Genomic DNA, 26,451 nt, shown 5'->3' on the forward strand with positions numbered 1-26,451 from the left:
GCATCTCACTCTAGTAGATGAACAGGCCCCAGAAGGCAAACAATAGCAGTATGCAGAACATGGCTATGGTTGTGTTCACGAAGAGCACCTTGCCAAAGCGCGTATAGGAGATGACAGGCAGCGTCTGACCTTCCATGTCATCGGTCTGGTGGCCTCTATGCCTTCTGAAGAGGAGATCAGTAAGGGTTGCCAGCGTTGGAATCTTCAACAATCCTCGGATGGACGCCACCTCGATAAGCCTGGCGAAGACTCGAGACCATGCCCACACCACAAGCGTTGACACTATCTGAATGACCGGCCAGCTCCAATAGATCATGCCCGCAGTTTCAGGGGCACCTCCCCAGATCAGTTTCACCACGGCATAGACGACCTGCGCGAGGCCAGAGAAGAAGAGCACCAGAGTGGCCAGCGTAGTTCCAGTGATAAGAATGAGAATTTCACCGAAGCCATGCGTGAACCCGAGAACATGCCGTGAATCGCGACGCAGAAGCGCTCGAATCTTTCGTATGAGTGCCACGATCCACATGATGATCGTCGCCAGAACAAATATCAATGCAGCGCCATGAATCACCAGCATGTAGATGGTGAGGGTTGGACGCGATTTCAGATCGAAGGGGACGGCGATGGATTGTGTGATCGTTGCACCGGTGACCAGCTGCGAGGTCTGCTTCAAGCCATGCGTCACGCCAACGGCCCAATCCACCATATCGTTCTCATACGAGTCTACGAGCGGTGTGTTCAACTGCGCCTCGTCACCAAGGCGAAGCACATGATTCGCCAGTGGATAGTTGCGAATCGTGACATTCCAATTATTCGCCTCATGCGCGAGCCTCATGATGGTTTGGGCACCATCGACCTGAGCGGTCATCACATCCTTGGCACCATAGGCCACGAAGGTCGGAATCGCATAGGCTGCAGGCTTCAAGGTAGTGATGTCCATGTTATGCAGCCCGAACAAATCCAGGTCGGAGCTGAACAAACGCCTCACGATGGATTGATAGCCCGGATTTGCACCTACCATGGCAAAATCCTGGGCGGCAAGAAATCCCAGGGAGTGACGCGGCGAATGCACCATGGGGCTTAGAAGAATCTGGAAGGCCACCTCGTGGTCGCTCTGCAGAAGATATGAGCTTATCCACGTACTTTCGCTCGTTGCATAGATTCCAACGCTTGAAGCGTCTACGTTCGAAAGCTGGCGCAGATAGTCGATAACCTTGTCATATGCCTGGGCGGAAGCCGGATAATCGCGGTTCAAATCAGAGGTGTTCCATACAGGTTTATCGATTACTGCCGAGACGAAACCTGCAGAGCTCAAATCGGAAGCGACGTCACCGAACGAATCCTCAGCCGTGCCATACCCGGCTCCATGCATGAATACGATGCCTGGAAGTTTGCCGGATATTCCCTTGGGCTCACGGATGAGAACATGAATGTGCTGCATGATGCCAGTAGCCGTCTGCTTGACATCGATAGTGGCTCGATGTTCGACAACGTCATAGCTGCCGCGCCTCGCAAGACTGAGTTGCTGAGGATTGGCGAAGTCGACCGATGTGTCTGAATTCACGGTTTCCATGCTCTGATCGGTGGGATGGTTGTTCCACGGAACTGCTGTCGCATTCGAAACGGAGGTCAATACTGCTATGAACATAATGAAAATGGGCAGACTCAAGGTCAGACGCTGAGACCAGCTCCATGCCTTGGAGCTCTCCGCACTTTGATCTTGGTTTGACACGGGGCTTATTGTATATGCCTATGCCGAATTCGAGCTGACAACGATGTTTGACATGCGTCAGCAATGCCCCATCGCAATGCTCCATCAGGCTCGATATGACACGATACGGTTCAATAATGATTCTGCCGACAATCGAGTTTAGGATTGTCGGCAGAATATTCGGTGCAGGTCATGCCATGTCCGTCAGAGCGCCTGCGCTACCTCATTATTGCTTCTGGGCTTGCGACCCGTTGTCCCCATTGTTGAACATATTTCGTGAAGTGTTATGCGGTGATTGACCGGAGCCGTTTCTGTCTGCGTGGTTCCCCGTGGACGAATTGGTGCCTGCAGCGTTGCCGCCATCCACAGAATCTGTGGTGGGGAAATCCAAGTCAGGAATATCGAGATCGACCTTGGGGAACGAAGTGCTGTCGAGTATTGAATTCAGTGAAGCCAGATATTGATCGGTATCTTTGCTGTCAGGCTGGCTGTCTGCCACCGGGAAGCTCAGCGGCGATGACTTCGAGGCTTCTTCTCCTGCAGACTGGTTCCCTTCAGTGCGATGATTCGTCCAATCATTGCTGGAGGTATCGCTTGAAGTTTCTGAAACAGGATGCTCACGCTCACGCTTGGAATCATCCTGATTCGCGAAGGCACTGCTTTCAGCCTCGCCCGAATTCGTGTTCGCAGACTTTGACTTTCCACGTCCCCAGAAGTCGAAGGTGGATGATTGCGGAGCCTGCTGTGGCGCTGATTCCTGCGAGCTTCGACTCGTCTCCGCAGCTGCATCATTCGAGCTGCCCAAGTTTGAGTGTGTCTGCCCGTCTTCAGGATAGTTGACTTTACCCGCGTTGGCCTGCTGAGGTACAAGATCGCTATCTGCTGGACTTTGCGTCACGGAGCTGGTGTGAGACGAATATGATTGCTGCGGTTTTTCTGGCATCTGCGCCGTTGCCTTGGCTTCAGTCTGGGATTCACCTTGTGACTGGTTGAATATCGCCTGCTCTTCACGATGCAGGTTCTTGAACATGGCGCGACCATCGTTCTGCGAAGCTGATGCATCCGAGGAAGGTCTGTTGTCCGAATACGATTCATTCGCATATGCAGCAGCATCGTCTCTTGCCTCGGCGGAATCTTCGCCGAGCCTATGGCTGTCACGGATTCTCGATGGAGGTGTTTGTATGGAGGAGCCGTTCTCGTCAAACAAAGGACGAATGGTTTCAGTGGACTGTCCAACTTCACGCTGTGAGAGTCCGTCAGAATGCGAAACGTCTGTCGCATCCTGTGTCGTCGGTTGGCTTATTGGCTGGAAAACCTGTGTTTCTTGCGCATTAGGATTTTCTTGTTCTGCAAGTGCAGCCAACGAACCAAAATCGGAAGCCTGAGGTTCATAGCTTGGCACGGTCTGTGGTGACAAGGTCTGTGGTGGCACGGCCTGTGGCGCATCCACCTTTGAATAATCCGTCACCCGCGCATATGATTCAATTCTTGAGAGAAGCTGCACGCCATAGTTGAGGAAATAATCCACTTGACGCTCGTCGTATCCCTTTTTGCCTTTTCGCTGTGTAAAGACAACGTTCGAGACTCGGGTCGGTGTCAGATCGACCAGCTCGCCGGACTCCTGCGCATGCGTAGAGGACTCTCCAAGCTCCTGCGAAAGCTTCTGAGACAGCTGGTCGAGCAAACGATCGACCTGCTTTCGGTCATAGGATGGGTTGCTTGATGTGCCGGGCTTGAAGCGCTCATTCTCCTTGCGTTCACAATGGCTTATGAACTTGCGGTACATGGCTTCGGTCTGGCCGCGCCATGCGACGCGCCCGCTCTGGGCGATCTCCCACTGAGTCTGCTTGTCAACGACGGCACGTTCCAAACGTGCGAGCGCCGCATCAACCTGGCCGACGGCATACCCGTTCTTGCGAAGTCCGAAGGATACATCCTGTATGTCTCTTTGCGTGAGCTTAGGTTCAGGACTCTCGTAGAGCTTGTGCGCATTGTCAAGGAACTCATCGACCTGTTGAGAGTCATATCCCCACTTATGCTTGCCTACCCGGGCTATGTTCGTACCATTGCCGTTGGCTTCGGGCTTTCTCGCCATGGGACATCGACCTCCTACTTCTTGAGAAAATCTCAATAAGTTAACTCACTTCAAAAATCACACTACGTGAATGTTGAGACTCCACGTCTCGATTGCCGGGCTATCGCTTTCTTGCGCTCAAGCCGTGACAACTACCACTGTCAGATACCACTGTCACATCTTAGTTGATGTATACGCCTAGTTGAAGTATACGGCTGACAAGTATACATATCTGAAAAAACACTGAGATGTTGCACATATCCACATGGATGGTAGGCTATTCTAGGTTTCTACGGAGTGAAGCAGCTGGAAAGCGTGCTGATGTCAACTTCGGTCAAGAACACTTTCGGGCGATTAGCTCAGTTGGCTAGAGCGCCACCTTTACACGGTGGATGTCGGGGGTTCGAGTCCCTCATCGCCCACCCGTCGTGATTGCGTTGGAATTGCAATGTTCCTTGAAGCCTCTCCCCTTCCTCCTTGTCGCATACTTGTACCTATACGGCTCAACATCGGTGCGATGTCACACCAATGTCACAGCACCGGCACAATCTAGACCGATGGCGCCCAGCAGAGAGAATGGATTGTTGGCATTGACATCATAGGTGCGTGCGATGCGTTGCCGCATGGCTTTTTCGTCTGGAAGCACACCGTCGATGAATGCCTCGACTGGCTTCCCTGTCCATGATTGAGCCCGCCGAGGCATTGATAGAGACAATGATGCACCGGCATCCTCGCCCATATCGTATGTGAAAACATGTCTGCCATCGTTCTCTTCCCTGAGAATGCCAATCCGCTTGCCTTCGAGGAACACGACGAGCTCTTTTGACTTCATGCGATTTCATCCCCTTCGATACCACCTAAGTTCTGCTGCTTGGCGCGCAGGGCAAGTGTCTTAAGGATTGTCGCGGCATTCTTTGACGGCCGCTGTTGTCTCGATCGCTTTTCGTCCGCCATCTTGTCGCTGATGCTTTCAGTGATGTTTTCTTCCCTGCTTCGGGTTTCGCCTTCCTTTGCCTTCTCATGGGGCGATGCTCTACGGTTCATCGCATCTGGGTCTATTACATCTGGGTCTATTGCATAGGAAACGGTAAGGGTGATGCCGAGTATGTTACACAATGTAAGAATGCGGCTGAAACTCGGCTCGGCAATGGCAGTCTGCTCAAAACGGTTGATCCAGACTCTAGAAAACCCTGACCGCTCTGCCAGATCTTCCTGCGTCCATCCACGCGCCAGACGCGCATCGCGCACGACTGTTGCCATACTATGAATGCTGAATATGCTGGCGACGAATTGCCCCATCAGGATTTTCTCCCGCACAATCTTCAATGTTCAATGTTCAATGTTATGAAATCATAACATTTTACAAATGTAACAGATTCATTATATTCATAAAATGTAATAATTAGCTAACATCACGGTATAAACTTCTCAACCACACTATTGTCTTAATGAACCTCACGAAATCAACTCCCAAACCTGAGTCATCGGCTTGCCTGGCACTGCAGATGAACAACAGAGCAGTCATCGCACTGCGCACGCACTCCAAAAGGGAAGACCCCAAAGGAAATCCCGGCAGCACTAGCAAGACGGCACGGTTGCGGCCGCCATGCCACCATGCCGCCACGCAACGAGCTGCAGACCCTTTCACCAGTCGGGAACAATCTCAAGGACGCTGCAAGCAGAACACTTCCCCGATTATGCTCTGCGATGTCTGCATGGTTTTCATGTCACACCTTTGTCACACCTCTGTCACATAAAAGACACGGCTTGACGTGAGACGCACGCACACCACGCAGAGTATGCGTCAATGCACTGCGGAAAACATAGGCACACGACTGTCCCATCTATACATGCAACGCCAGGATTCTCTATCTTCTGAGTGGCCAAAAGTCAGAAGTCGCTCAGTTCTAAAATTATACATACCGTCCATCAGTATGCTATGCTACAAACCGTTGGACGGTTTGTATAGATTTAAAAGGAGCGTGCGATGCCACGTAAGAATGATGCGGCTGGAACCGCTGCGAGAATACTCGATGTTGCCTTTGCGCTGTTCATCAAGCAGGGCTTCGAACAGACCACGGTGGCTGACATCGTCCGCGAACTGGGTATGTCCAAGGGAGCTATCTTCTATCATTTCGAATCCAAGGAAGCCATTCTCAGTGCCGTGGTTTCTCGTCTGATTGATGAGATTGCCGACCGAGCGACCCTCATCGCTGATGATGAAGCCCTCACGGTGGACGAGAAGATGCGCGAGGCACTGCTGACACTGAACATTTCACAAGGCGCAGGAGACAAGGTCATCGATGAGCTGCGCGAACCATCGAATGCGAGGCTGTACCAGACGGCGTTGATTCAGATCATTCAGTCAATCGCGCCCCTATTGGCAAAAATCGTGCAACAGGGTGTATCCGAAGGAATCTACACGACAGCATACCCGCTCGAAACGATCGAGCTGCTGCTGGCAGCAGATCAGAACCTGTTCAACAGCGGTGCGTTCACCTGGACCCTTGACGAGCTGACCGCACGAGTCAGGGCATTCATCCGCATGATCGAGCTCACGCTCGGTGCCCAAGAAGGCAGCTTCGACATGATTCTGAACAACCTCGACGAGCAGTCCGAACGCATGTGCCGAGAGCACAAGGGCACAAACGAAAACACCGCAGAAACAAGGACCGAAGAACAAGCCGAAGGCGTGCAAGCCAAGAGAGACAGAACGTAATGAACGATACGCTCCGTGCGTCGCCCTCCCGTGTTTCCCCGCCACCACCACACAACTTCATCCTTCTGCTGATAGGGCAGACCGTCACCGTCTTTGGCTCATCGCTACTCCGTTTCGCACTTTCCCTCTACATTCTCGATCTCACCGGTCGCGCCGACCTGTTCGCCACGCTGTTTGCACTTTCGAGCATTCCTGTGCTGCTCTCGCCTATCGGCGGCGCAATATCCGACAGGGCAAGCAGAAAGATGCTGATGGTGGCCTACGACTTCACCTGCGCCGTCATCACCATCGCCTTCCTACTCGCACTGCTATCCCATCAAGCCTCGGTGCTCGTCATCGGAATCGTCATGATTGGACTCGGCTTCGTGGGCGCGATGGAAACCCCGAACGGAACGGCGTGCATACCTCTGCTGGTTTCAGAGGAAAGGCTGGCATCCGCAAACGGCTCCATCCAGGTCATTCAATCCCTGTCCGGCATCGTTGCACCGGTTATTGGTGGCATTGCCTATGGCACTCTGGGAGTGAACGCACTCGTTCTTGCTAGCGGCGTGGCATTCGCATTGGCCGCAATAATGGAGACATTCATTGCCATCCCCCACGAGCAGCGTGCCCGCACGCACAGCATGGTGCGAACCATAGCGGGGGGCATCTGCGAAGGATTCAGACATGTCAGTCAAGACACCACGATTGTGAAACTGCTCATAGTCGCGGCATTTCTGAACTTCGTTCTCGCTCCGTGTCTGATTGTCGCAGCACCACTCGTATTGCGCATGACACTGCATACCAGCGACACCGTCTACGGCATGAGCATGGGACTGATGGAGACCGCGATGATCATCGGAGCACTCACAGCTGGGTTCTTCACCAAGTCCATGCGCAACGACACAGCTTGGCGATACGTTCTCAGCATCGCAATCCTGTTTCTGCCCATGACACTTGCCACAACACCGATCCTAGTGAGCATCACTGTCACCATCACTGCCTGGGTACCCCTGACGATGTTCCTTATCAGCATCATGCTCGTCGCTGCGCTCACCTCGATTCTCAACATTTTCGCAATCGTGCAGATACAGACACGCACGCCAGAGAAGCATCTCGGAAAAGTCATGGCAATCGTGCTCATGGTCGCGCAGTGCGTCGCACCAATTGGCCAGATGCTTTACGGCGCGGCGTTCAAGCACCTGAGTGCGGGAGCATATCTTCCCCTGCTCATCGCGGGAGGGGCATTGCTCCTCGTCACATGTCTCACGAAATCGCTGTTCCCCCAGCACATCACTGTCCACAAACAAGGAGACCAGTAATGGGACCACTCATATCCACCCATGACCTGACGAAGACCTTCGACGGTCATGAAGTCGTCAACAAGTGCAGCATTCAGGTGAACCAAGGCGAAATATATGGTTTTCTCGGCGTCAACGGCGCAGGCAAGACGACCGTTTTGAAGCTCATGCTGGGACTGCTCAGACCAACCGCCGGCAGTGTCGAGATTCTCGGCCACGATGTCACCGCCGACAGATTGGCCATTGCCGCCAGCATCGGCAGCATCATCGAGGTCCCCATCTTCTACGAGCACCTCTCGGCATACGAAAACCTGAGCATACATCTTGCGTATCTAGGCATCACCGACACATCCACCATCGAGGGCACACTGAGTCGCGTCGGTCTGCCCAACACAGGAACTCAGAAGGTTTCCCAATTCTCCCTTGGCATGAGGCAACGTCTGGGCATCGCGCGAGCGATGATTCACAAGCCACGCATCATGCTGCTCGATGAGCCTATCAACGGACTCGACCCTGTCGCGATCCGAGACATGCGCGAACTGCTGCTCTCCCTTGCCAAAGACGATGGCATCACCATCATCATTTCCAGCCATATTCTGACGGAAATCGAACGGATAGCCGACCGCGTCGGTGTCATCGCCAACGGAACGATAATCGAGGAATTCTCCATGTCAAGCATGGAACGAAACCACCCTGAAGGAATGGAAGACTACGTCATCAATCTTATGAGCGGAAAGGCACGCTGAAATGACAACCTTGATACGACTCGAACTGAAGAAAAACAACATCCGCCCCTACATCATCAGTGCCGTCTGCATTACCCTTGCCATGTTTGGATTCGTCTACCTGTTCGCAGGAGTTAGCGACGAAGAGCTTGAAGACTATGCGCTGATCGTTGCGCTGGTCTCATGTCTTATCATGGCTAGCTACGCCATACTCGGCGGTGTCATGTTTGCCCGATTCGCAGTCGATGAGTACAAGGGCAAGCGTGCAATGCTCCTGTTTTCCTACCCCGTAAGCCGTTCACGGGTTCTGCTCGCCAAGACGCTGCTCGTCTGCGGATTCGTGTTCGCCAGTACGCTCGCAACCTCGTGCACCGTGTTCGCCAGCTTCCAGTTCAGCGAAACATTCGCACCGCTCGTACACGACAATGCAACGAACACGATTCTCTCCATCGCCATGACCATCGCAGTCATCAATGGCATTCAGGCTGTCACCATCAGCATGATCAGTCTGATGCTGGGACTATGGAAGGAATCAGAACCGACGACCATCGTCTCGACCGTCATCATCACCAGCCTGATGGCGAACTTCGTCAGCGAACTCATCCTCACTGGCACTATGAACAGCATCGCACAACAGGTTGCGCTGACTGTCGCATTCCTGCTCGTTGCAGCCGGTGCATTCGCGTTGTCTTCGAAGCGCGTCAACGCCATCGAAATCTGAATCATCGGGGATCACCATGCAAACCTCACAACGGCATCGGATGAGACCACGCGCCATCTGGATGAGCATCGTGGTGACGCTTGCCCTCATCGCCCTGTTCTTGCTGAATACCATGCGAGCCAGCGACAATTCAATGGAAGCAGGATACGAAATGATAGACAAGCAAGAGCCATTCATCGTGCAATTTCCCTTACGCGGCGAGTGGCACGCACCGAACACTCCAGGCAGCAAGATACCCTCTCATGGTTCGAATCTGCTCGGGACGCGATATGCCTTCGACTTCATTCAAGTTGATTGGGACAAGCCCGGATGGCCAGCCTATCGCGGCGGACTACTGAAATATCTGATATCTGGCATTCCCCTAGAGGACTATTACTGCTGGGGCAAGAAGGTTCATGCGCCTCATGATGGCACTGTCGTCAGGGTCGAGGATGGCCTTCCAGAACGACAGAGAACGAAGCTGTTCACGGACTTTTCCGGAGCCAGAAAAGCAGCCGTCGAATTCGATCCCGTGACCGACGATGCCCGTTCCGTGGCGGGAAACTTCGTCATCATCGAGCTGGCGAACGATGTATATGCTGCACTATGTCATCTGCAGACTGATTCCATCACCGTCAAGGTCGGACAGCACGTCACAGCCGGAGACGTCATTGGTAATGTCGGGCATTCAGGAAACTCCTTCGCACCACACCTGCACTTCCAGCTCATGAACAGCATGGGCATAGCGACAGCACAAGGAATCCCCTGCTCATTCGAGCGATACGAAACATTCAGAAACGACACATGGGTTGAAATCACCAACGGCATCCCGACCAGCACCGAACGAATCAGACATGCCGGATAGATCGGTGATGACCAACCAATGATATTGCAAGAACCCAGGCTCGCCCGTCCATTCACGATGTCGCATCGATGGAACTTCATTGCCCAGTCAAGAGAATGTATGGTTACAACCGTGCAATCGCTGAAGAAAGCGGCTGGGGCGAACAGCTTCAAAATAGAAGTCAGAATAACAGTATCGAGCGGCAGAACATATGTCAGAGTCAATTTCTGTATTTGAATGATGATGAGGGTAAATATTCTATTCTTGATCTAAACCATCCAAATTGCAATGCAAACCATACAGCAGCCAGGATCTTCCGATTTCCTATTGTTCTCGCATAGAATCATGTCACAAAATCATGGTAGATTACTCCTACAACCAGATAGGGAGTGATAGCAATGGCAGACCGAAAGAAAGATTCGCAATCGCGCAATCTCAATCCGGCGAAGCACCAACTCTCCCAAGAGAAACAATGGGAATCGTTGGAGCGGTCCTTCAACAAGGACTTCATCAAGAAAGTCAAGAAACAATACGATGGAGCCGGCAGACTGCAAATGGCGTGATGTTTCGCCTGACTATTATGGACGTTTACAGCAATTCGAATGCGCCAGAGGTGAACGATCATTTTCCCTCGGCGCAGTTCGTAAGCACGGTTTGTACTTCAAGGAATGGGAAATAGAAGTACAAAACACGATCAGAAGCTTTCACAAACCCAATCCCGAGAATCAATGGGCACACATTTGTGTGAAACCAAGCGATGGTCATGCCTTGGACGAAATATACGCATTCGTATGGTTTGGCATAGTCAACGGCAAGAAGAAGGATGCCGAAGGCACCTATATCATTGGATACATAGCCCGGTCACTCAAAGCGCATGAATGCCATTTCGGAGATTTCACACTCAAACACGCAATACACGTTATCAAGGAAGACAGCGAGAAAAGCGGCAGAGAACCCATCATTGGCACAAGAATAGACCCACGCAACCAAGCAAGTCAGAAACTATTCGCCCGGAACGGTTTCCAAGATACCGGCATTGACGATGAAGCGCCCGAATATCACCGTTGGGTGAGAATCGGTTTTTAAGTATCCGAAGAGTCTCGGAACCATTCGTCCAGAATCCAATCATTGCGTCACACGCTCACATCAAAATGTTCCCGTATGAATTTTTAACAGCATCAAGGGTCGAGCGCGTGGATTCTTTCATTGTCACAATTTTCAATAGGGAAGAAAGTAACTTGTATGACGTACCACTACTTGGTTGCATGTTGATTTCACTTTTGATTCAGTTATTGATTCAACTGATTCAACTATCTCTTTCATGATTTCTGTAACTGAAATCACAGATTCTTCTCATTGGCGATTTTCTTGATTGCCGCCTTAAAGCTCATCGCATTGTTGAAGATCATAATAATCCTCCGATGTATTTTTGCATTTCGATTTCGACCCCAAAATGTCGTGCGCAGCGAAACAGTTTGTTGACATCTTTGTCTCTGGATGCTGCGTACCGTTTGATTGCTGGAATGAACTGCTCAAAGTCTGCATTATATCTTGGCTTCAGCAAATCAACCAAGCTTCTTTCAATATCGTAAACGATTATCTTTGAACCACTGCGTTCAATTTCAATTTTCCCACGATCAAGGTCCTTGGATACGATGACCGGTTGCAATTCCCCTTTCATCCGAGTCGTTGATGTGCCGTATCTAAACGTCATGATGGGAAGGATCGGCGCTCTGTCTGAGAAACCGTGCAAATACAAAGCTGTCTCGTGTGAATAAATACCTTTGGGGAAACGAGCTTGCAGCAGATAGAAATCGTCCACGTAACCTTCATCCGTGACATAGATGCCCCGTTGAACGGGGCGGATAACCCCATCATCCACCAGTGGAATCAATGCAGCTCGGGGAATATGAGCTGCAGAGACGTGACTAGTCAGCAGAACCCCATTATTGCGGTGTGCTATCGCTAAAATCTTCTCTTTATTCGTCATCATTCCGCCAACTTTTATGCTAAATAATTGTTCATATTTTAGCACGAAAGTTAACACATGCAGGAGGATGCTAGTATCCCCGGGAAAACTAAAACTCTACAATCCCAACACGATTCTGCGCGAACAAGAGACTCACGAATAACTCATGCAAATAAGCTAACTCAAGAACCACTCTCCACGGTAAGCATGGCTGTGGTGATGCATTGTGCAGTGCTTCACCACAGAGATCATCACTACAATGCATCACCACAGATCATCTTCACTCGCATCACCACAGCAGAACATCAATGAAAGAGGTTACCGTATCAGCGAGCGCTCACCTCGATGATGATGGCCTTGAGCACGTCCAATGCCTCGTTCAGCTCTTCATCGCTGATGACCAGCGGGGGCAGCAGTCTGATGACGTTGCCGTAGATGCCGCATGTCAGCATAATCAGTCCTGCCTTCATGGCTTCGGCAACGATTGCGCTGACGAGTGGCTTGTTGGGTTCCATGCTGCCAGGCTTGACAAACTCAATTGCCTGCATGGCGCCCAGGCCACGTATCTGCGCAACCGTGTCGAGGCTGGTAAGCGTTTTCAGCGAAGCGTTGACCACTGATCCGATATGCTCGGCGCGAGCGCTGAGATCCTTGTCCTCCATCAATGAGACGGCTGCGAGCGCTGCGGCGCATGAGACTGGGTTGCCACCGTAGGTGCCTCCGATGCCTCCAGGCTGAACGCTGTCCATGATTTCAGCGCGTCCTGTCACTGCCGAGATGGGCATGCCGCCACCCAATGCCTTTGCAGTGGTGATGAGATCGGGAATCACACCGAAATGATCGGATGCGAACCATTCGCCGGTGCGGCAGAAGCCTGACTGGATTTCGTCAGAGATGTAAAGCACATCATGCTCGTGAGCCCATTCGGACAGCGTTTTGAGGAATCCTTCTGCTGGAACGATGAATCCACCTTCGCCTTGGAGTGGTTCAGCGATGATTGCCGCAACATTGTCGTGTCCGACCAGCAATTCGATTTTTTCAATGCTGGCCTTTGCGGCTGCCACGCCATCCTCACCGAAGGTGTCGCGCAATGGGTATGAGTAGGGAACGGGATAGATGTCTGGTGCGAAGGCACCGAATCCCTGCTTGTATGGCGATGCCTTCGTGGTCATGGCCATCGTCAGATTGGTTCTGCCGTGGAAGGCGTTTTCCATCACGATCACCGCTGAACGGCCCGTATATTTGCGAGCTATCTTCACGGCGTTCTCAACGGCTTCCGCACCGGAATTCAGCAGGACGCTTTTCTTCGGGAAGTCACCGGGCGTGTGCTCGGCAAGCTTTTCGCATACCTTGATGTAGCTTTCGTATGGTGTGGTTGCGAAATTGGTGTGCGTAAGCTTGGCGACCGCATGCTGCACGGCTTTCACGACTTCAGGAGCCGCATTGCCAACCCCGGTCACGGCGATGCCTGCGGCAAGGTCGATGAAACGGTTGCCGTCAACGTCGGTGATGGTCGACCCGGAGGCGCTTTCTGCGAAGATTGGCATGTATGCGCCTACGCCTGCGCTTACATACTGATGATGTCGTTCAGACAGTGCCTGTGATTTGGGTCCTGGAATGGCTGTAACGAGCTTCCGGGCTTTCTGTGGGACATCTGTAACTGTTGGCATTGTTGCTAACATTGTTGCCTTCTTTCAATTGCTGACTTGTTCGTTGCGAAAAGTTGATATGTATACAGAGGAGTGCCTGGCGGGAACCATCATGCTGGTGCATATGCCGCCCAAACTGTGACCATGACCATAACCGTGACCGTGACTGTAACCGTGTGAACGTAGCAGCATCTCACACATGCCATCCCTCATGTGGCATCATTCAAATGATGTTGCCACCGCGCTGATATCATCATGGGCGTGACCCTTGCCATCTGACTGGGCATACAGGTCCAGCACCAATGAGAGCAGGTCATCGCGGAATCCGACCGATTCCATAACCGATTTCATCAGGCCAAGATCCTTTTCCAATGCGGCGACCTCGAACTGGGGAGCGTAATCGTTGGCGATTGCCTTGCCGCCCTTGATATGCGCATAGGGTGAATCCGAGGTTCCGCCTGCTATGACATCAAGGAAAAGTTGCGGATTGACATGCTGCCGCTCCAGAACCTTCACCGACTGGCATGCGGCTGCGGTGATGCAGCCCAGCCAAAGATTGCAGGCTAGCTTGACCGCGGTTCCATCGCCAACCTTGGGGCCGCAGTGCACGAGTTTCTGTGAAATGGCTTCCACGAATGGTGCCGCTGCATCAAACAGGGCCTGCTCGCCACCGCCAATCAGGATAAGCTGTGACGAGTTGGCCTGATCCTTGCTGCCCATCATCATGGTTTCGACAAGACGCAGCTGGTGGGCGGACGCGAATTCGCTCACCCGTTTGGATCCTTCCGCACCGATGGTGGACATCTGTACCCATATGGCGTTGGCTGGCGCATGCTCGTATGACTTGCTCAGCACATCAAGCACGCTGTCAGCATCGAAAACCACAATGGCTATGATTTCGGCATTCGCCACTGCCTTGGTGAGATCAGCTTCGACATGCACGCCGTCAGCTTCCAACGGTTGTGCCCGTTCTATGGTGCGATTCCATGCGGTTACCGCGAAACCCTTGGAAGCCAGCACCCTTGCGATGCCACTTCCCATGATGCCCGTGCCTACAACCGTGATATTCATTATTGTCCTTCCATAACCTTCGTTAATGTGTGTCTGATGCAACCGGTGCCGAATGATTGCTGCCTTCTCAGTCAGCCTTGTATTCAGGCGGGTTTCGTTTGAATCCTTTGGTGAGGGCTGCAAGGATGACGATGCCAATCGCCAACCACGACAGTCCAAGAATCAGTGCCTGCTTGTCGAGATTGATCAGCAGGTAGGCGCAGAACAATGCTCCCAGAATCGGGCATATGACGTTGCGCAAAATTCCACCGCGCATCAGGGTGCTTCTGGTTTCGGGACTGGCTTTGAAATACGATGCGATGACGCTGACGTTGACCAGCGTGAATGCGGTGAACGCGCCAAAGTTGACAAAGGATGTCGATGTGGCGACATCAAGGAACATGGCGATCAGGCCGACAATGCCCACCAGCAGAATACTGAGTAGTGGAGTGTTGAATTTGGCACTGAGACGCCCGAAAACTCTCTTCGGCAGTACTCCATCACGGCCCATAACATAGAGCAGTCGCGAGGCGCTGGCCTGTGCGGCAATGCCCGATGTGAACTGTCCGAAGCACAGACCGGCGATGAAGATTGCGGTGAAAAGATTGCCGCCAATCTTCCCAGCGATTTCAAAAGCGGCAGATGACGAGTTGTCGAAGACACCTCCAGGATGCACCAGTTGTGTGGTGTATGCAACGATGATGAAGATCAGTCCGCCAACGGCTGCGACCAGCATGATGGCTTTCGGCATCGTTCTGCGAGGATCCTTGGTTTCCTCAGACAGCGTTGTGACAGCGTCGAATCCAAGGAATGAGTAGGCTGCTATTGCAGCGCCGGCAACGATTCCCGAAACTCCCGCACCGGAACCGATGAAAGGCTGCGCGCTGAATGTCGAAGCCACGCCACCGCCGGAAATAACGGTATGCAGGGATAGCACGACGAAGATGCCGATCACCAAGGCTTGGAAGCTCATCAGTGCGAAATTGACCTTATCGGCAACGTTGAGACCGAAAACGTTCAATGCAGTGGTGATGATGACGAATCCAAGAATCCAGATCCAGATGGGCACTCCTGGGAATTCCGCATTGAGATATGAGGCGCCGATAAGCCAGACGACCATCGGAAGGAACAGATAGTCGAGCAAAACCGCCCATCCGACCAGGAAGCCCAGTTTCGGATTGATGGATTTTCCAATGTATGTGTAGGCGGAGCCGGATTGGGGGTACATCACGGACATGCGGCCATAGCTGCCTGCGGTGAAGAGCATGGCGACCAGCGCAACCGTGTAGGACATCGCCGTGGCACCGTGGGACAGTTCAGCGATGACACCGAAGGTACCAAGCACGATGATTGGTGTCATATATGCCAATCCGAATATCATGACGGAGCGCAGGCCCATGGTGCGTTTCAGCTTGGGCTCTGCAACGCGCTCTGATGTGACAGCATGTGCATCGGTGACTGCAAGTTTTGTGGTCATGTCGATGCTCCTTTCTCAAATGCTTTCTCTACCGCTTTCTCTATTGCTTTCTTTGCGGTGGAATGAGTTGTGTAGTTAGCGTTGGTTCATGATTACTGTTGGTTACAGGGTGCTGCTATTCATAGGTGCCGTTTGTGGGTGCCAGCGTGAAGCTGTGATGTGTCCCTCATACAGCGGCAGAGGTATCTTGGGATCGCCAGGTTTGAACTGTTCCCAAAGCCTGTTGCTTCCCGCGGTTCCGATGCGTCTGACACTGTTGACGGCATCAAGATCGATGGTGTCAATGAGGAGTTGCTCACTGCTGTTGTCGCTGCCGTCGAGAATCTCCCCTTCGGGGTCAACGATCAACGATTGCCCCACACCTTCAGGTGCGGCCGCATTCACGCTGGCTACGAACACTTGGTTCATGATTGCCGTGGCGCGTGCAAGCACAAGTTCCTGTCGACGATCGGGTGTTGTGGTGCGCACCAGATTGACGATGATGTCGGCTCCCAGCCAGGCAAGCTGCCGTGCAATCTCAGGGAACCATGCGTCATAGCAGATTGTCAGGCCGAGGCGTCCTTTGCCTGGAATGTCAACCACGGTGAAGGAATTCCCAGGCGTGTAGCTTTCAAAGGGTCGCCACGGGCAGATTTTGCGATAGCTTGCGCACAGCCGACCCAAGGGAGAGAACACGGCTGCGGTGTTATACAGTCCCCCATCGGGATTGCGTTCACAGAACGTTCCGGGAATGAGCCAGATGCCAAGCTCCTTGGCAAGCTGAGCGCATTGCGCAAGCAAGGACCCAGACGGAAGGTCTGTCACTTCTTCAACGCCATGAGGAAAATCAACAGCGGCATCAAGCCGTGCCTGATTCGCCTGATCTTCGTCCGATGTTCCGGTACCGAAAAGATGCATTTCAGGAAAAGCTACAAGATCGGGATGCTTCCCGTCTGGCGAGGATTGTTTGCATATGGTTCTCACGGTGTGAGCGAAACGGTCGAACGCGCTTGCCTCGGCAAGCTGTAACTGCGCATATTGGGCCAGGACAATGGTCAGCGTGTGTTCGTCTGTCATCTCATGTCCTTTGATTCGAAGGTATGGGAATGTTTCATATGCTTCAATGCGAAGCGTTGATATAAAGCTAGAAGTACACGGACGCAAGATATATGGCCATATTGGATAAAATATGCCTAATATATATCCATATTGGCTGTGCTAGCGGTGATGACCGTTGCAAATGCTGCCCTTGGAGGGAATATGACGATCTCGTTACGAGGTTTGCTGAATCAGTCCGATCTTCATCTGAAGGTCGTTGTCTCAGGTCACCCCGACTCCGTGGATGCGCCAATTTCCTGGGTTCATTCCACCGAACTCGCTGATCCGACACCCTATCTTGAAGGGGGTGAGCTGATACTGCTCACCGGTTTGGCAATGAACGATCGTGAAGCTGACGAAGACCAGCGGCAGTATGCCAGAAGACTCGTGCAGACCGGTGTCAGGGGCATCGGTTTCGGCGTGGGAGTCAAGCACCAGCAGGTTCCCGAATGGCTTGTCGAACAGTGCGAGCGCTATGGTCTGCCATTGTTTTCCGTTCCTAGGCCCACACCGTTCATAGCCATTACCAAAGTGGTGTCGAGAAAGCTCACGGATGAACGGCAGCGTGGCTTTACCCGCTCATATCATGACCAGCGACAGCTCATGCGCGCTGTGCACAGCCTGTATCCGGTAAGTTCCATCGTCTCCAAGCTCGCGGAAATCGTCGGAGGGTGGGTTGCCTTGATTAATCCTGCGGGAACGGTGATTGAATCCTCTCACCGATTCCTGCCCGTGCAGATCAGCACGCTGGGCGACGCACTGACCTTCAGCGTTCTTGGTGAGGCGAAGTTCATGAACGTCAAGGGATACGACGTCGCCGTATTCCATATTGCATCCCCCATAGGCGACACATTGGGGTATTTGGTCGCGGGTCGCAAAGGACCCACCGGTTCGCTGAACCACACTCCCGTCGCGGCTGCGGTTTCGTTGCTGTCATTGGCAATCAGCCGCTCAACGGATGCGAATAGAGTACTTTCGAGGCTGAGGGCGGCAATGGTGCGGCGTTGTCTGGAAGGGCGAGCGAATCAGGTACGCCCATATGCCCATGATCTGTGGGATGGCATGCCTGCAGAACCCTTGCGCGTCATACGGCTGGTCGGCGATATGAGTGCTTTGGAAGCGGCGCAGCGCCTTGTGGAACCTTTTCGAAAATCATTGGTCAAGAATCTCAATCCTGTGGTGTTCGGCATGGTCGAAGATGATGCATGGGTTATCGTCTCACAGTCGAACGCGGCCGAGTGGGTGAACCAGCTGAGCAAGGACAGCGGTGTCGTTCTTGGCATCTCGTCGGGATCGACCTGGTCCGACATGGCCAGAGCCAGACATGAGGCGTATCAGGCCGCGGCCGAAGCAAAAACAACCGGTGTGGCGGCCTTGCAATATGGTCAGGGCGGCGCGGCAGGCGCTTTGGAAAATCTGGTCGAACCCTCTCTGCTCCGTGCATTCGCCGATCTCAGGCTTGCCCCACTGCGAAACGTGACCTTTAACCTGTCGACGGGGCCGCATGCCGACCGCATTGAGAGCAGCGATAGTGAAGGCAGCGGCGCAGACACAATGACCTTGAAAGCCATCGATGTGCTGCGCGCGTGGATCGATGCACGGGGAAAGATGGAGGAGGCCGCCCGCGCATTGGACATTCACCGCCATACGATGAGCAAATATGTGACGCATATTTCCCGTCTGCTCTCCGCAGATTTGAAGGATCCTGGAACGATTGCCGAATTATGGTTCGCATGCAGATATGCCCGGCCGGACCGGAACTAGCCGCAGTCTGCACCACCGATCTAAGAACTCAACGCGAATCCAACGCTGTATTTTCCTACGAAAGTAAAACGCGGTGAAGCGGCCATCCATGGCATGCCAGTTCCAGGCCAGGCTATCGGCAAGCCTCCTTGACAAACATGGTGATCCAACGGACAATTGCTGCAGACTGCACACCAATCAGCGCCAAAAAGAGCGTTATCCGTTCAACACCATGACTCGATCGTGATGCTAGGTATTACACGAAAGGTCAGCAATGACGGAGCCAGAACAGACACCGACGAATGCCCATGAGGTCATCGAAGCGTTCAAGAAGATAGTCGGATCGAAATACGTGCTGACATCGCTGCGCGCGACAACCCCCTATTCTCGGGGATACCGCTTCGGTGGAGGTCCGGTATTCGCCGTGGTTCGTCCAGATACCTTGGTTGACATGTGGAAAACCCTTCAGGTCTGCGCAGCAAACAATCTGATCGTCATTCCCCAGGCATCGAACACAGGACTGACCGGAGGCTCAGGACCATCGCCGGATCAGCAGTATGACCGTCCTGTCGTCATCGTCTCAACTCATCGCATCAATCAGGTGTTCCTCATCAACGATGCACGCGAAGCCATCTCACTCGCTGGAACCCCGTTGACGCATCTGACTGACGTGCTTGCACAGGCACACCGCGAACCGCACTCCGTCATCGGATCAACCTCAATCGGAGCTTCGGTCATCGGCGGCATTTCGAACAATTCAGGCGGGAGCCAGATTCGCAAAGGCCCGGCATTCACCCGAGAGGCCATATACGCTCGCGTCAATGAACAGGGCAAGGTTGAACTCGTCAACCATCTCGGCATCTCATTGGGAGACAATGCGGAAGACAATCCCGAGGACGCACTCGACCGCCTGCAGCATGGCGATTGGGAAGCAGCCGATGTCACGCCTCCCCCGGAAGATTCAAACGAAACCGAGTATGCCAAGCATCTTCGCGAGATTGTGCCTTCACCGGCTCGATATAACGCCAATCCGGAATACCTGTACGAGGCATCCGGCTCAGCGGGCAATCTGATGGTTTTCGCAGTTCGTACGCGCACATTCCCACTCGAAGTGAATCCAGCCATGTTCTACATTGGCACGAACAGTCCTCACGAACTTGAGGCGATTCGTCGCATGATGCTCAAATCCGACATGCCACTACCGATTTCCGGTGAGTACATGGGACGTTCTGCATTCGACATGGCAGAGCGATATGGCAAGGACACCTTTATATTCCTCAAATTCCTCAGCCCTAAAGTTCAGACAGTCATGTTCGCCTTCAAAACATGGGCGAATGGCTTGTTCGCCAAGATTCCTGGCATAGGTCCAACTTTTGCCGATACCGTCTCACAGGCGATTTTCAGCATTTTCCCGAAGCAACTGCCGCAGCGGATGATGCAATACCGCAACCGTTTCGAACATCACCTGCTGCTCACGGTGAGTGCCGGGCAGAAAGACCAATGCGAGCATATGCTCAGGGACTTTTTCGCCAAACCAGAGTATGGTGGCGACTTCTTCGTATGCACCCCAGACGAAGCGAAAAGTGCCAACTTGAATCGTTTCGGTGCCGCGAGCGCAGCGACCAGATACGCAGAGTTGAAGCGGCGTCATATCGCCGGTCTCATTCCTATCGACGTGGCGTTGAGACGCGACGATGAGGACTGGCTCGAAGTTCTGCCCAAGGAAATCGAGGATCAGCTCGAAGTCAAGGCATATTATGGTCATTTCTTCTGCCATGTCATGCATCAGGATTACGTGGCCAAGCAGGGCGTAGACACCAAGAAGCTACACGATCAGATTCAGCAGCTGCTCGAAGCGCGCGGTGCCAGACTGCCAGCGGAGCATAACTACGGTCGTCTCTATCATCTTCCACCGGAAATGGAGCAGCATTTCAAGGAACTTGACCCGACCAACACCTTCAACCCCGGATTAGGCGGCACCTCAACCCTGAAAAACTGGGCGTAACTCAACATTGCGTGAAGGATTGAGACCGTCTCGCTGGTCTTGAACGATTGTCGGCGGTGCAGGCATTGCACAAGTTCCCCTCTTTGGCAATATACGCGCTAGACGATGCTGCGGTCTGCTGCCCAGCGAGCCAGCTCGTTGCGATTGGAGAGCTGGAGCTTTCGTAGCACCTTGGAGACGTGCGTTTCTACGGTTTTGACGGATATGAACAGTTCGGCGGCGGTTTCCTTATAGGTATAACCACGCGCAATCAGACGCATGACCTCCTGCTCCCTGGCCGAAAGCGAGTTGAGCTCGTCATCGTCATCAATCCCCTTCGGGCTGCCCTGCTCAGTCTGGAATGTTGATAGGACGAAACCTGCCAGCTTCGGAGAAAAGACCGCATAACCCTCATGGACCTGACGGATGGCCGAAACCAGATCCTTCCCTGACACGGTTTTGGTCACATAGCCTTGAGCACCTGCGCGAATCACCGAGCCAACGTCCTGAGGCGAATCTGAAACCGAGAGTGCAAGGAACACGGAATGGGGAGAAAGACGTTGGGAGTTCATCAGAATTTCCGCTCCACCACCTCCTGCACCACCTGGCACATGAACATCAAGCAACACCACATCGGGCTTGCTTGCTTCGATCATTGCCACGGCACCTTCCACATCCGCAGCTTGAGCAACGATGTCGAAGAATGGGCGCAGAGTTGAGATAACGCCGATTCTGAACATCTCGTGATCGTCCACAACCGCTACTCGAATTCTTGCAGCATTCGCCGTCTGCACAGCATTTTCGCTCTGCACAGCATCATCAATCCTCCCGATGCCATTCACACCTTTGCCATTCACACCTTGATCAGATTCATCCATGCGGCGCTCATGCCGAGTGAGGTCAGGTCCATGTCCGTTCAATTGCTGTTCCCTCCTTCTCGGTTGGCTTCATGGGTGCCAGTGCCCTTCGAATTTCCATCATTGCCGCCAGTTGAACCGTTCTGTGCTTCGTTGACTGCTTCGTTGGTTGCTTCAAGTGGCATCCTCATGCGAACCTCCGTGCCCCAGCCCGGTCTGGAAACGATATCCACACTACCGCCTTTACGTTCCATTCTGCCCACTATGGACTCGCGAATGCCGAGTCTGTCGTGAGGAATCTCGTGCATGTCGAAACCGTCGCCATGATCACGAACAAAAACTTCCATGACATTGTCATGAGCTTCGCTGTACACCGAGATCGGTTCAGCGCCATGCATCGCAGCATTCAGCAGCGCCTGCCGAGTCGCATCAAGCAATGCTTCGCTGCATTCAGACGGCTGAGCGTCCGACACTGCCACGACATCGATTGTCTTGCCCTGTTCAAGCTCGATTTCGGCGGCAATATTGCGTATTCCAGTACTGACCGAGCGTTCTGCCGGCGTTCTATGGTGATAGAGCCATTCCCGCAACGACTCTTCCTGCGAGTGAGCAAGCGTTGAGACAACGCTCGGTTCGGTTGCATGGAGCTGAATCAGAGCAAGCGTCTGCAACACACCGTCATGTAGATGTGCCGTCATATCTGCTCGTTCTTCCTCACGTTCCTTCAGAGCATGTTCGGCACTGAGTTTCTCGACCATGGAATTCGCCCATGGAACGATGGCTACGCCTACTCCGGTGAGCAGCAGCACGGCAACGAACACAAGCTGTGCAGACTGCATGAAGGAATAGGTGCTGAAGGCATAGATCACCAGAGCTGCAACGATGAGCCCTATGCTGATGATCAGTCTGGTCAGCAATGAGGAGTCGTTGGTGACGCTGCCGTCACGATCATCGGCGCTGCTGCCCGCATCATCAATGTGCAGCCAGGAAATTCCCATACCGCATGCGGTCAGAAGTACTGGAACGATGACGTTTACCGGCAAACCCCCTACGCCAAGCAGCAGTCCGAAGCTCAGCAGCAAGACTCCTGAGCCAAGAATGATACGTGGGAGTGATGTGCGTTCCAGAATGCGCAGCAGACCTTCATTCGACTCTATGCTGCGCTTGGAGCTTGGCTGCTGAGGTGCATTCCCTTTGGCAAGTGGCTGATTTTGCACAGCATCGTCGATTGAATTCTGCCGCAGAGGGTCCCCAGCACGCACGCTGATGGTCAGCAGCACATAGGCGACGAAACCTGCACCGAAAAAGGGAATCAGTGCGAGCGCAATCAGCCGAACAACCCAGGTACGCATACCAAGATGCAGGGCGACCCCACGGCACACCCCGCTGATGAGTCTGCCCTGCTTCGGTCTCAGCAGTGGATATCGAGCAGGCAGGAGAGCTGTGTTGCCGTCTCTTGGCTCAGCAACGTGAGGTGAAGATGATGAAGCGTCCAGTGGTGATTCCGGTGTGACATGCATGATGCCATTATTGCCCGGAATGCAGTACCAGGCTGACTTTCAGAGCATGTTAGGCGAAGAATCAGGGATAAATCAGGGTGTTCCCCCATCTCTCTCACGCACCGCTACTGCTGTAATGGAATCATGAACAATGCACAGATGAATGAGCCTACACCGCCGAGTGCGGAGTCGAGGTTTTTTGCTTGGATACGAGACGCAGGCATCGAGCGTTCTGATGAACGATGGATTTCCGGCGTTGCTGGAGGCGTGGCGGCACGACTCGGATGGGATGTTGTGCTGATCCGTGTCCTCTTCGTTGCCTCTGTGCTCTGCTTCGGTTTGGGAGCGGCACTGTATGGTCTGCTGTGGTTTGTACTCCCCGATCATCGCAGCAATGTGATTCTGCTGGAAGCCCTGATTGAAGGGCGATGGGATTGGAGCTGCCTTGGCGTGTTTCTCTGCATCATCGTGGCTATAGCATTTCCGGGAGCGGGGCTGTTCGTCATAACGCTCGCCACTCTCGCAGTGTTCTTGCTGATGCTGTGGAGCAAGAACACACGCGAGCACACACGCGAGCATAACGGATATGCGTCTCATGCTTCTGCACAAGGCGGTTATACGCAGACCTCCCAAAGCCCTCAGCCATCTCAGAACGCGCAGGCATTTCAGAATGTGCAGCCACCCCAGACTTCTCAAGCATTCCAATCTTCCCAGACCTTTGCCAACCAAACGGGAGAGGAACAGCGTTCACCAAGCGCTGCAGAAACCGCAACTGCTAGTGACCAGGCCAGCGCTCCGTATTATCAGAATCCTTATCAGCATCAATATCAGTACAATCCACATCTGAGATACCTTCGCCGCAAACCAGCTGGACCTATCGTCGTGAGTGCGGCCGTCGGGCTGCTCTTTCTCTCGGCTGCAGGCATGTTGATATTCTCTGCTTTGGCAAGCGTGAATGCCCTAGAAACGTTGAGAGTCGCAACGCTGTGGTCAACCGTGAGCACGGTGGTATTGGGCATCATTCTGGTGATACTGGGTGGCTTAGGACGACGCTCCGGTGGGCTTACCCCATTTGCCCTCTTGAGCCTCATACTCACCATCATCTTGGTCTTTGCCTATACGAGTGCAACGTCAAGCGAACAGACACAGAACTTTGTGCGTATCTCGACATCTGAGAATACCGTGCTGGGCTCTTCCCCATCGCAGATGCGACGCTATGCACAGGGCGTGAAGCTCGATGGCAGTCAACAGCTATCGTCAGGTCTTGACTCTTCACACGCGCGCCGAGCACCTTTTGGATTCATAACCTCAGGCAAAGCAACGATAGATCTCAGCCAGTATGAACGCGATAACGGCAAACACTCGATTGCGAGGGCCGACGGAAGCACGGTCGAATCCTCATGCCCGACTGGGACAATCAAGTTCAGTCTCATCGCAACCAAGGCAACCATCATCATGCCGAAAGGCTGCGCGTACAGTCTCAATGAATCCGTAAGCACTTCGAGCTCATCGGCAAAGCTGGGTGGAACATTTTGGTATGTGAACAATTCTGAAGGTGTTGTGTCATTCGACCACTGGACCACCATGGACGATGATGGGCAAAATGCGACGCAACCCAAGGACTTCGCCAACGAGTCACTTCATATTGCTGTTCCTGCGATGATGGGCAGCGAGCTTTCCGTTGTCTATGCCTCATAGATTTTCCAAATAGACGACATCTGTGGAATCTCCACAAAAGGATGATATTCACACGATTTCGCACAAGAATACAACACTTACATGTGAGGATGCACGATGATGGACAAGCACGATACTCAAACCAATGGCAGCCAAGAGAATGACCGGTCTGACTCTCCTACCAAGGAATTTCCAACCGAGGAATATAAGAAAGACGAGCACCCGACCGATGAGCACCCGACCGACGACGCAGATCTCGGCCAGAATGCCCAAACACGCATCATGAACGACATACCGTTATATACCAAAACCGCATCAGATACACAAGAGCATGATGCATATGGCAACACGATCATTCGCAAGTCAGGATCGAGCACGCCAACCATCGTGTTAGGGTCAATTCTCATCGTATGCGGAGTCATCGCAACGCTTGCCGCCCTGTTTTGGACTCCCCTGAATCTGATAAGCGTTATGGACGTTGACTGGCGGGTGATGTTTGCCATCGCACTGGCTGCCATCGGCAGCATTCTGCTGCTCTCATCGCTCTTCTGGACAATCAGCACCCTCCTCCACCGCATGAAACAATGATGCTGAGGGCCTTTCCATGTCAAGATTGCGAGTTTTGCGGCAATTCTGAAGTATAAAGATTAAAAACAGACATTTTTCAACGTCTTTTCGACGTGTTTTCAACGATTCTGCACTCGTATACTTCAGAATTGCCGCAAAACTCGCAATCTCCCTCCTCGAAGCTGTTCTTTCGAGTTTTCAGCGAGCGCAGCGGGTCACCTATGGGCAGCAGCCTTGATGAACATGCGGCGATGCGGAGTATGTTCGATGGAGAATACTTCTCCATAGGCTGTGAAACCCTTCTTTTCATAAAAACCAATGACCGGAACCTGGGCATTGATGACGATGTCCGTGCCAGGCCAGCTGGCGGCGCAGACGGCGAGCACCGTATCAATCAGCTGAGCGCCATAGCCCTGCCCTCGAACGGACTGCGCCGTGGCCACCCTCCCAAAGGTAATGTGATCGTCTTCAGGAAATACCCGCGCATACGCCAACGCTTCATGACGGGCGTTGTCCATGAGAAACACGTGGTGAGCGTGGAGATCATGCTCGTCAAGGTCATGATATTCATGGCCTTGCTCCACGACAAAGGTATCGATGCGCAATCGTTCACATGAGAACAGCTCCATCGTCGTAAGCTCGCTAAACGTCTTATCGCTCCAATTCATATGCCCCCATCCGAAAACCGTCAAAACTGCTCATTTCACGCATGCTGTCTGCACTGGTTGTCTGCACTGTACCATCATCAAGCGAACGGGCATCATGAGTCTGTGCCTCAGTATTTTCCTTGCTCGCTCTTTCAAATCCCGAGCGCAGTCCATCTTCGCGAGTAGGGCCTACGTCAAGACA

At 52.9% G+C, this 26,451-nt stretch carries 23 protein-coding genes and 1 tRNA gene; 12 read left to right on the top strand and 12 right to left on the bottom strand.

The annotated features are described in order from the left end of the window. Nucleotides 1-10: 10 nt before the first annotated feature. Entirely contained in the window at nt 11-1,648 is a 1,638-nt protein-coding gene (locus tag QN215_RS06875) for an alpha/beta hydrolase family protein (RefSeq protein ID WP_369345109.1), read from the bottom strand. Between the two features lie 289 nt (nt 1,649-1,937). Next, the gene (locus tag QN215_RS06880; RefSeq protein ID WP_369343586.1) at nt 1,938-3,806 is read right to left on the bottom strand and encodes a DivIVA domain-containing protein; all 1,869 of its coding nucleotides are present in this window, start codon (nt 3,804-3,806) and stop codon (nt 1,938-1,940) included. Between the two features lie 327 nt (nt 3,807-4,133). Here QN215_RS06880 and QN215_RS06885 point away from each other — a divergent pair. Next, nucleotides 4,134-4,207, top strand: a tRNA-Val gene (locus tag QN215_RS06885). A gap of 98 nt (nt 4,208-4,305) precedes the next feature. On the opposite strand, the gene QN215_RS06890 is transcribed toward QN215_RS06885, so the two are convergent. Both QN215_RS06890 and QN215_RS06895 read right to left on the bottom strand, forming a co-directional pair. Beyond that, the gene (locus QN215_RS06890; RefSeq protein ID WP_369343587.1) at nt 4,306-4,617 is read right to left on the bottom strand and encodes a HipA N-terminal domain-containing protein; all 312 of its coding nucleotides are present in this window, start codon (nt 4,615-4,617) and stop codon (nt 4,306-4,308) included. Further along, the gene (locus QN215_RS06895) at nt 4,614-5,045 is read right to left on the bottom strand and encodes a multiprotein-bridging factor 1 family protein (RefSeq protein WP_369343588.1); all 432 of its coding nucleotides are present in this window, start codon (nt 5,043-5,045) and stop codon (nt 4,614-4,616) included. The genes QN215_RS06890 and QN215_RS06895 overlap by 4 nt, the downstream gene beginning before the upstream one ends. 727 nt (nt 5,046-5,772) lie before the next feature. Here QN215_RS06895 and QN215_RS06900 point away from each other — a divergent pair. The 7 genes from QN215_RS06900 (at nt 5,773) to QN215_RS06930 (ending at nt 11,139) form a co-directional block, all read left to right on the top strand. Further along, nucleotides 5,773-6,504 carry a TetR/AcrR family transcriptional regulator gene (locus tag QN215_RS06900; RefSeq protein ID WP_369343589.1) on the top strand — a complete coding sequence of 244 codons (732 nt, stop codon included), beginning with the start codon at nt 5,773-5,775 and terminating at the stop codon, nt 6,502-6,504. Then, nucleotides 6,504-7,805 carry an MFS transporter gene (locus QN215_RS06905; protein WP_369343590.1) on the top strand — a complete coding sequence of 434 codons (1,302 nt, stop codon included), beginning with the start codon at nt 6,504-6,506 and terminating at the stop codon, nt 7,803-7,805. Before QN215_RS06900 ends, QN215_RS06905 begins: the two co-directional genes overlap by 1 nt. Further along, nucleotides 7,805-8,530: an ABC transporter ATP-binding protein gene (locus QN215_RS06910; RefSeq protein WP_369343591.1), complete on the top strand. Its 726-nt coding sequence runs from the start codon at nt 7,805-7,807 to the stop codon at nt 8,528-8,530. Before QN215_RS06905 ends, QN215_RS06910 begins: the two co-directional genes overlap by 1 nt. A gap of 1 nt (nt 8,531) precedes the next feature. Continuing rightward, entirely contained in the window at nt 8,532-9,230 is a 699-nt protein-coding gene (locus tag QN215_RS06915; protein ID WP_369343592.1) for an ABC transporter permease, read from the top strand. A 16-nt stretch (nt 9,231-9,246) separates the two neighbouring features. Continuing rightward, nucleotides 9,247-10,074 (top strand): M23 family metallopeptidase, encoded by an 828-nt coding sequence (locus tag QN215_RS06920; RefSeq protein ID WP_369343593.1) that lies wholly within the window; start codon nt 9,247-9,249, stop codon nt 10,072-10,074. A gap of 377 nt (nt 10,075-10,451) precedes the next feature. After that, on the top strand, nt 10,452-10,616 hold the full coding sequence (locus QN215_RS06925; protein WP_369343594.1) for a hypothetical protein: 165 nt from the start codon (nt 10,452-10,454) through the stop codon (nt 10,614-10,616). Nucleotides 10,617-10,797: 181 nt separating this feature from the next. Beyond that, a complete protein-coding gene (locus tag QN215_RS06930; RefSeq protein WP_369343595.1) occupies nt 10,798-11,139 on the top strand; it encodes a hypothetical protein in 342 nt (113 codons plus the stop codon). Between the two features lie 319 nt (nt 11,140-11,458). On the opposite strand, the gene QN215_RS06935 is transcribed toward QN215_RS06930, so the two are convergent. The 5 genes from QN215_RS06935 to QN215_RS06955 form a co-directional block, all read right to left on the bottom strand. Next, nucleotides 11,459-12,100 (bottom strand): hypothetical protein, encoded by a 642-nt coding sequence (locus tag QN215_RS06935; protein WP_369343596.1) that lies wholly within the window; start codon nt 12,098-12,100, stop codon nt 11,459-11,461. 248 nt (nt 12,101-12,348) lie between these two features. Then, a complete protein-coding gene (gabT, locus tag QN215_RS06940; RefSeq protein WP_369343597.1) occupies nt 12,349-13,692 on the bottom strand; it encodes a 4-aminobutyrate--2-oxoglutarate transaminase in 1,344 nt (447 codons plus the stop codon). A gap of 198 nt (nt 13,693-13,890) precedes the next feature. Beyond that, nucleotides 13,891-14,742 carry an NAD(P)-dependent oxidoreductase gene (locus QN215_RS06945; protein ID WP_369343598.1) on the bottom strand — a complete coding sequence of 284 codons (852 nt, stop codon included), beginning with the start codon at nt 14,740-14,742 and terminating at the stop codon, nt 13,891-13,893. Between the two features lie 67 nt (nt 14,743-14,809). Then, nucleotides 14,810-16,198 carry an APC family permease gene (locus QN215_RS06950; protein WP_369343599.1) on the bottom strand — a complete coding sequence of 463 codons (1,389 nt, stop codon included), beginning with the start codon at nt 16,196-16,198 and terminating at the stop codon, nt 14,810-14,812. A 102-nt stretch (nt 16,199-16,300) separates the two neighbouring features. Next, complete coding sequence (locus QN215_RS06955; RefSeq protein WP_369343600.1) at nt 16,301-17,254, bottom strand: carbon-nitrogen hydrolase family protein; 954 nt, start codon at nt 17,252-17,254, stop codon at nt 16,301-16,303. 183 nt (nt 17,255-17,437) lie between these two features. Between QN215_RS06955 and QN215_RS06960 the strand changes: the two genes are divergently transcribed. After that, entirely contained in the window at nt 17,438-19,039 is a 1,602-nt protein-coding gene (locus tag QN215_RS06960; protein WP_369343601.1) for a PucR family transcriptional regulator ligand-binding domain-containing protein, read from the top strand. 253 nt (nt 19,040-19,292) lie between these two features. Beyond that, nucleotides 19,293-21,023, top strand: coding sequence for a D-lactate dehydrogenase (dld, locus tag QN215_RS06965; protein ID WP_369343602.1), 1,731 nt, complete (start codon nt 19,293-19,295; stop codon nt 21,021-21,023). Nucleotides 21,024-21,121: 98 nt separating this feature from the next. On the opposite strand, the gene QN215_RS06970 is transcribed toward dld, so the two are convergent. Further along, nucleotides 21,122-21,796 (bottom strand): LuxR C-terminal-related transcriptional regulator, encoded by a 675-nt coding sequence (locus QN215_RS06970; protein WP_404978529.1) that lies wholly within the window; start codon nt 21,794-21,796, stop codon nt 21,122-21,124. Nucleotides 21,797-21,918: 122 nt separating this feature from the next. Beyond that, the gene (locus tag QN215_RS06975; protein ID WP_369343604.1) at nt 21,919-23,379 is read right to left on the bottom strand and encodes a PspC domain-containing protein; all 1,461 of its coding nucleotides are present in this window, start codon (nt 23,377-23,379) and stop codon (nt 21,919-21,921) included. A gap of 123 nt (nt 23,380-23,502) precedes the next feature. Here QN215_RS06975 and QN215_RS06980 point away from each other — a divergent pair, with 123 nt between their 5' ends. Together QN215_RS06980 and QN215_RS06985 are read left to right on the top strand one after the other, a co-directional pair. Then, nucleotides 23,503-25,056, top strand: a complete 1,554-nt coding sequence (locus QN215_RS06980; RefSeq protein ID WP_369343605.1) for a PspC domain-containing protein — start codon at nt 23,503-23,505, stop codon at nt 25,054-25,056. A 96-nt stretch (nt 25,057-25,152) separates the two neighbouring features. Further along, on the top strand, nt 25,153-25,623 hold the full coding sequence (locus QN215_RS06985) for a hypothetical protein (RefSeq protein ID WP_369343606.1): 471 nt from the start codon (nt 25,153-25,155) through the stop codon (nt 25,621-25,623). A gap of 194 nt (nt 25,624-25,817) precedes the next feature. Here QN215_RS06985 and QN215_RS06990 read toward each other — a convergent pair whose 3' ends face one another. Further along, nucleotides 25,818-26,270 carry a GNAT family N-acetyltransferase gene (locus QN215_RS06990; RefSeq protein ID WP_369343607.1) on the bottom strand — a complete coding sequence of 151 codons (453 nt, stop codon included), beginning with the start codon at nt 26,268-26,270 and terminating at the stop codon, nt 25,818-25,820. Nucleotides 26,271-26,451 lie beyond the last annotated feature (181 nt).

The sequence above is a fragment of the Bifidobacterium sp. WK041_4_12 genome, assembly GCF_041080795.1.
In the GTDB taxonomy this organism is placed as follows: domain Bacteria; phylum Actinomycetota; class Actinomycetes; order Actinomycetales; family Bifidobacteriaceae; genus Bombiscardovia; species Bombiscardovia aquikefiricola.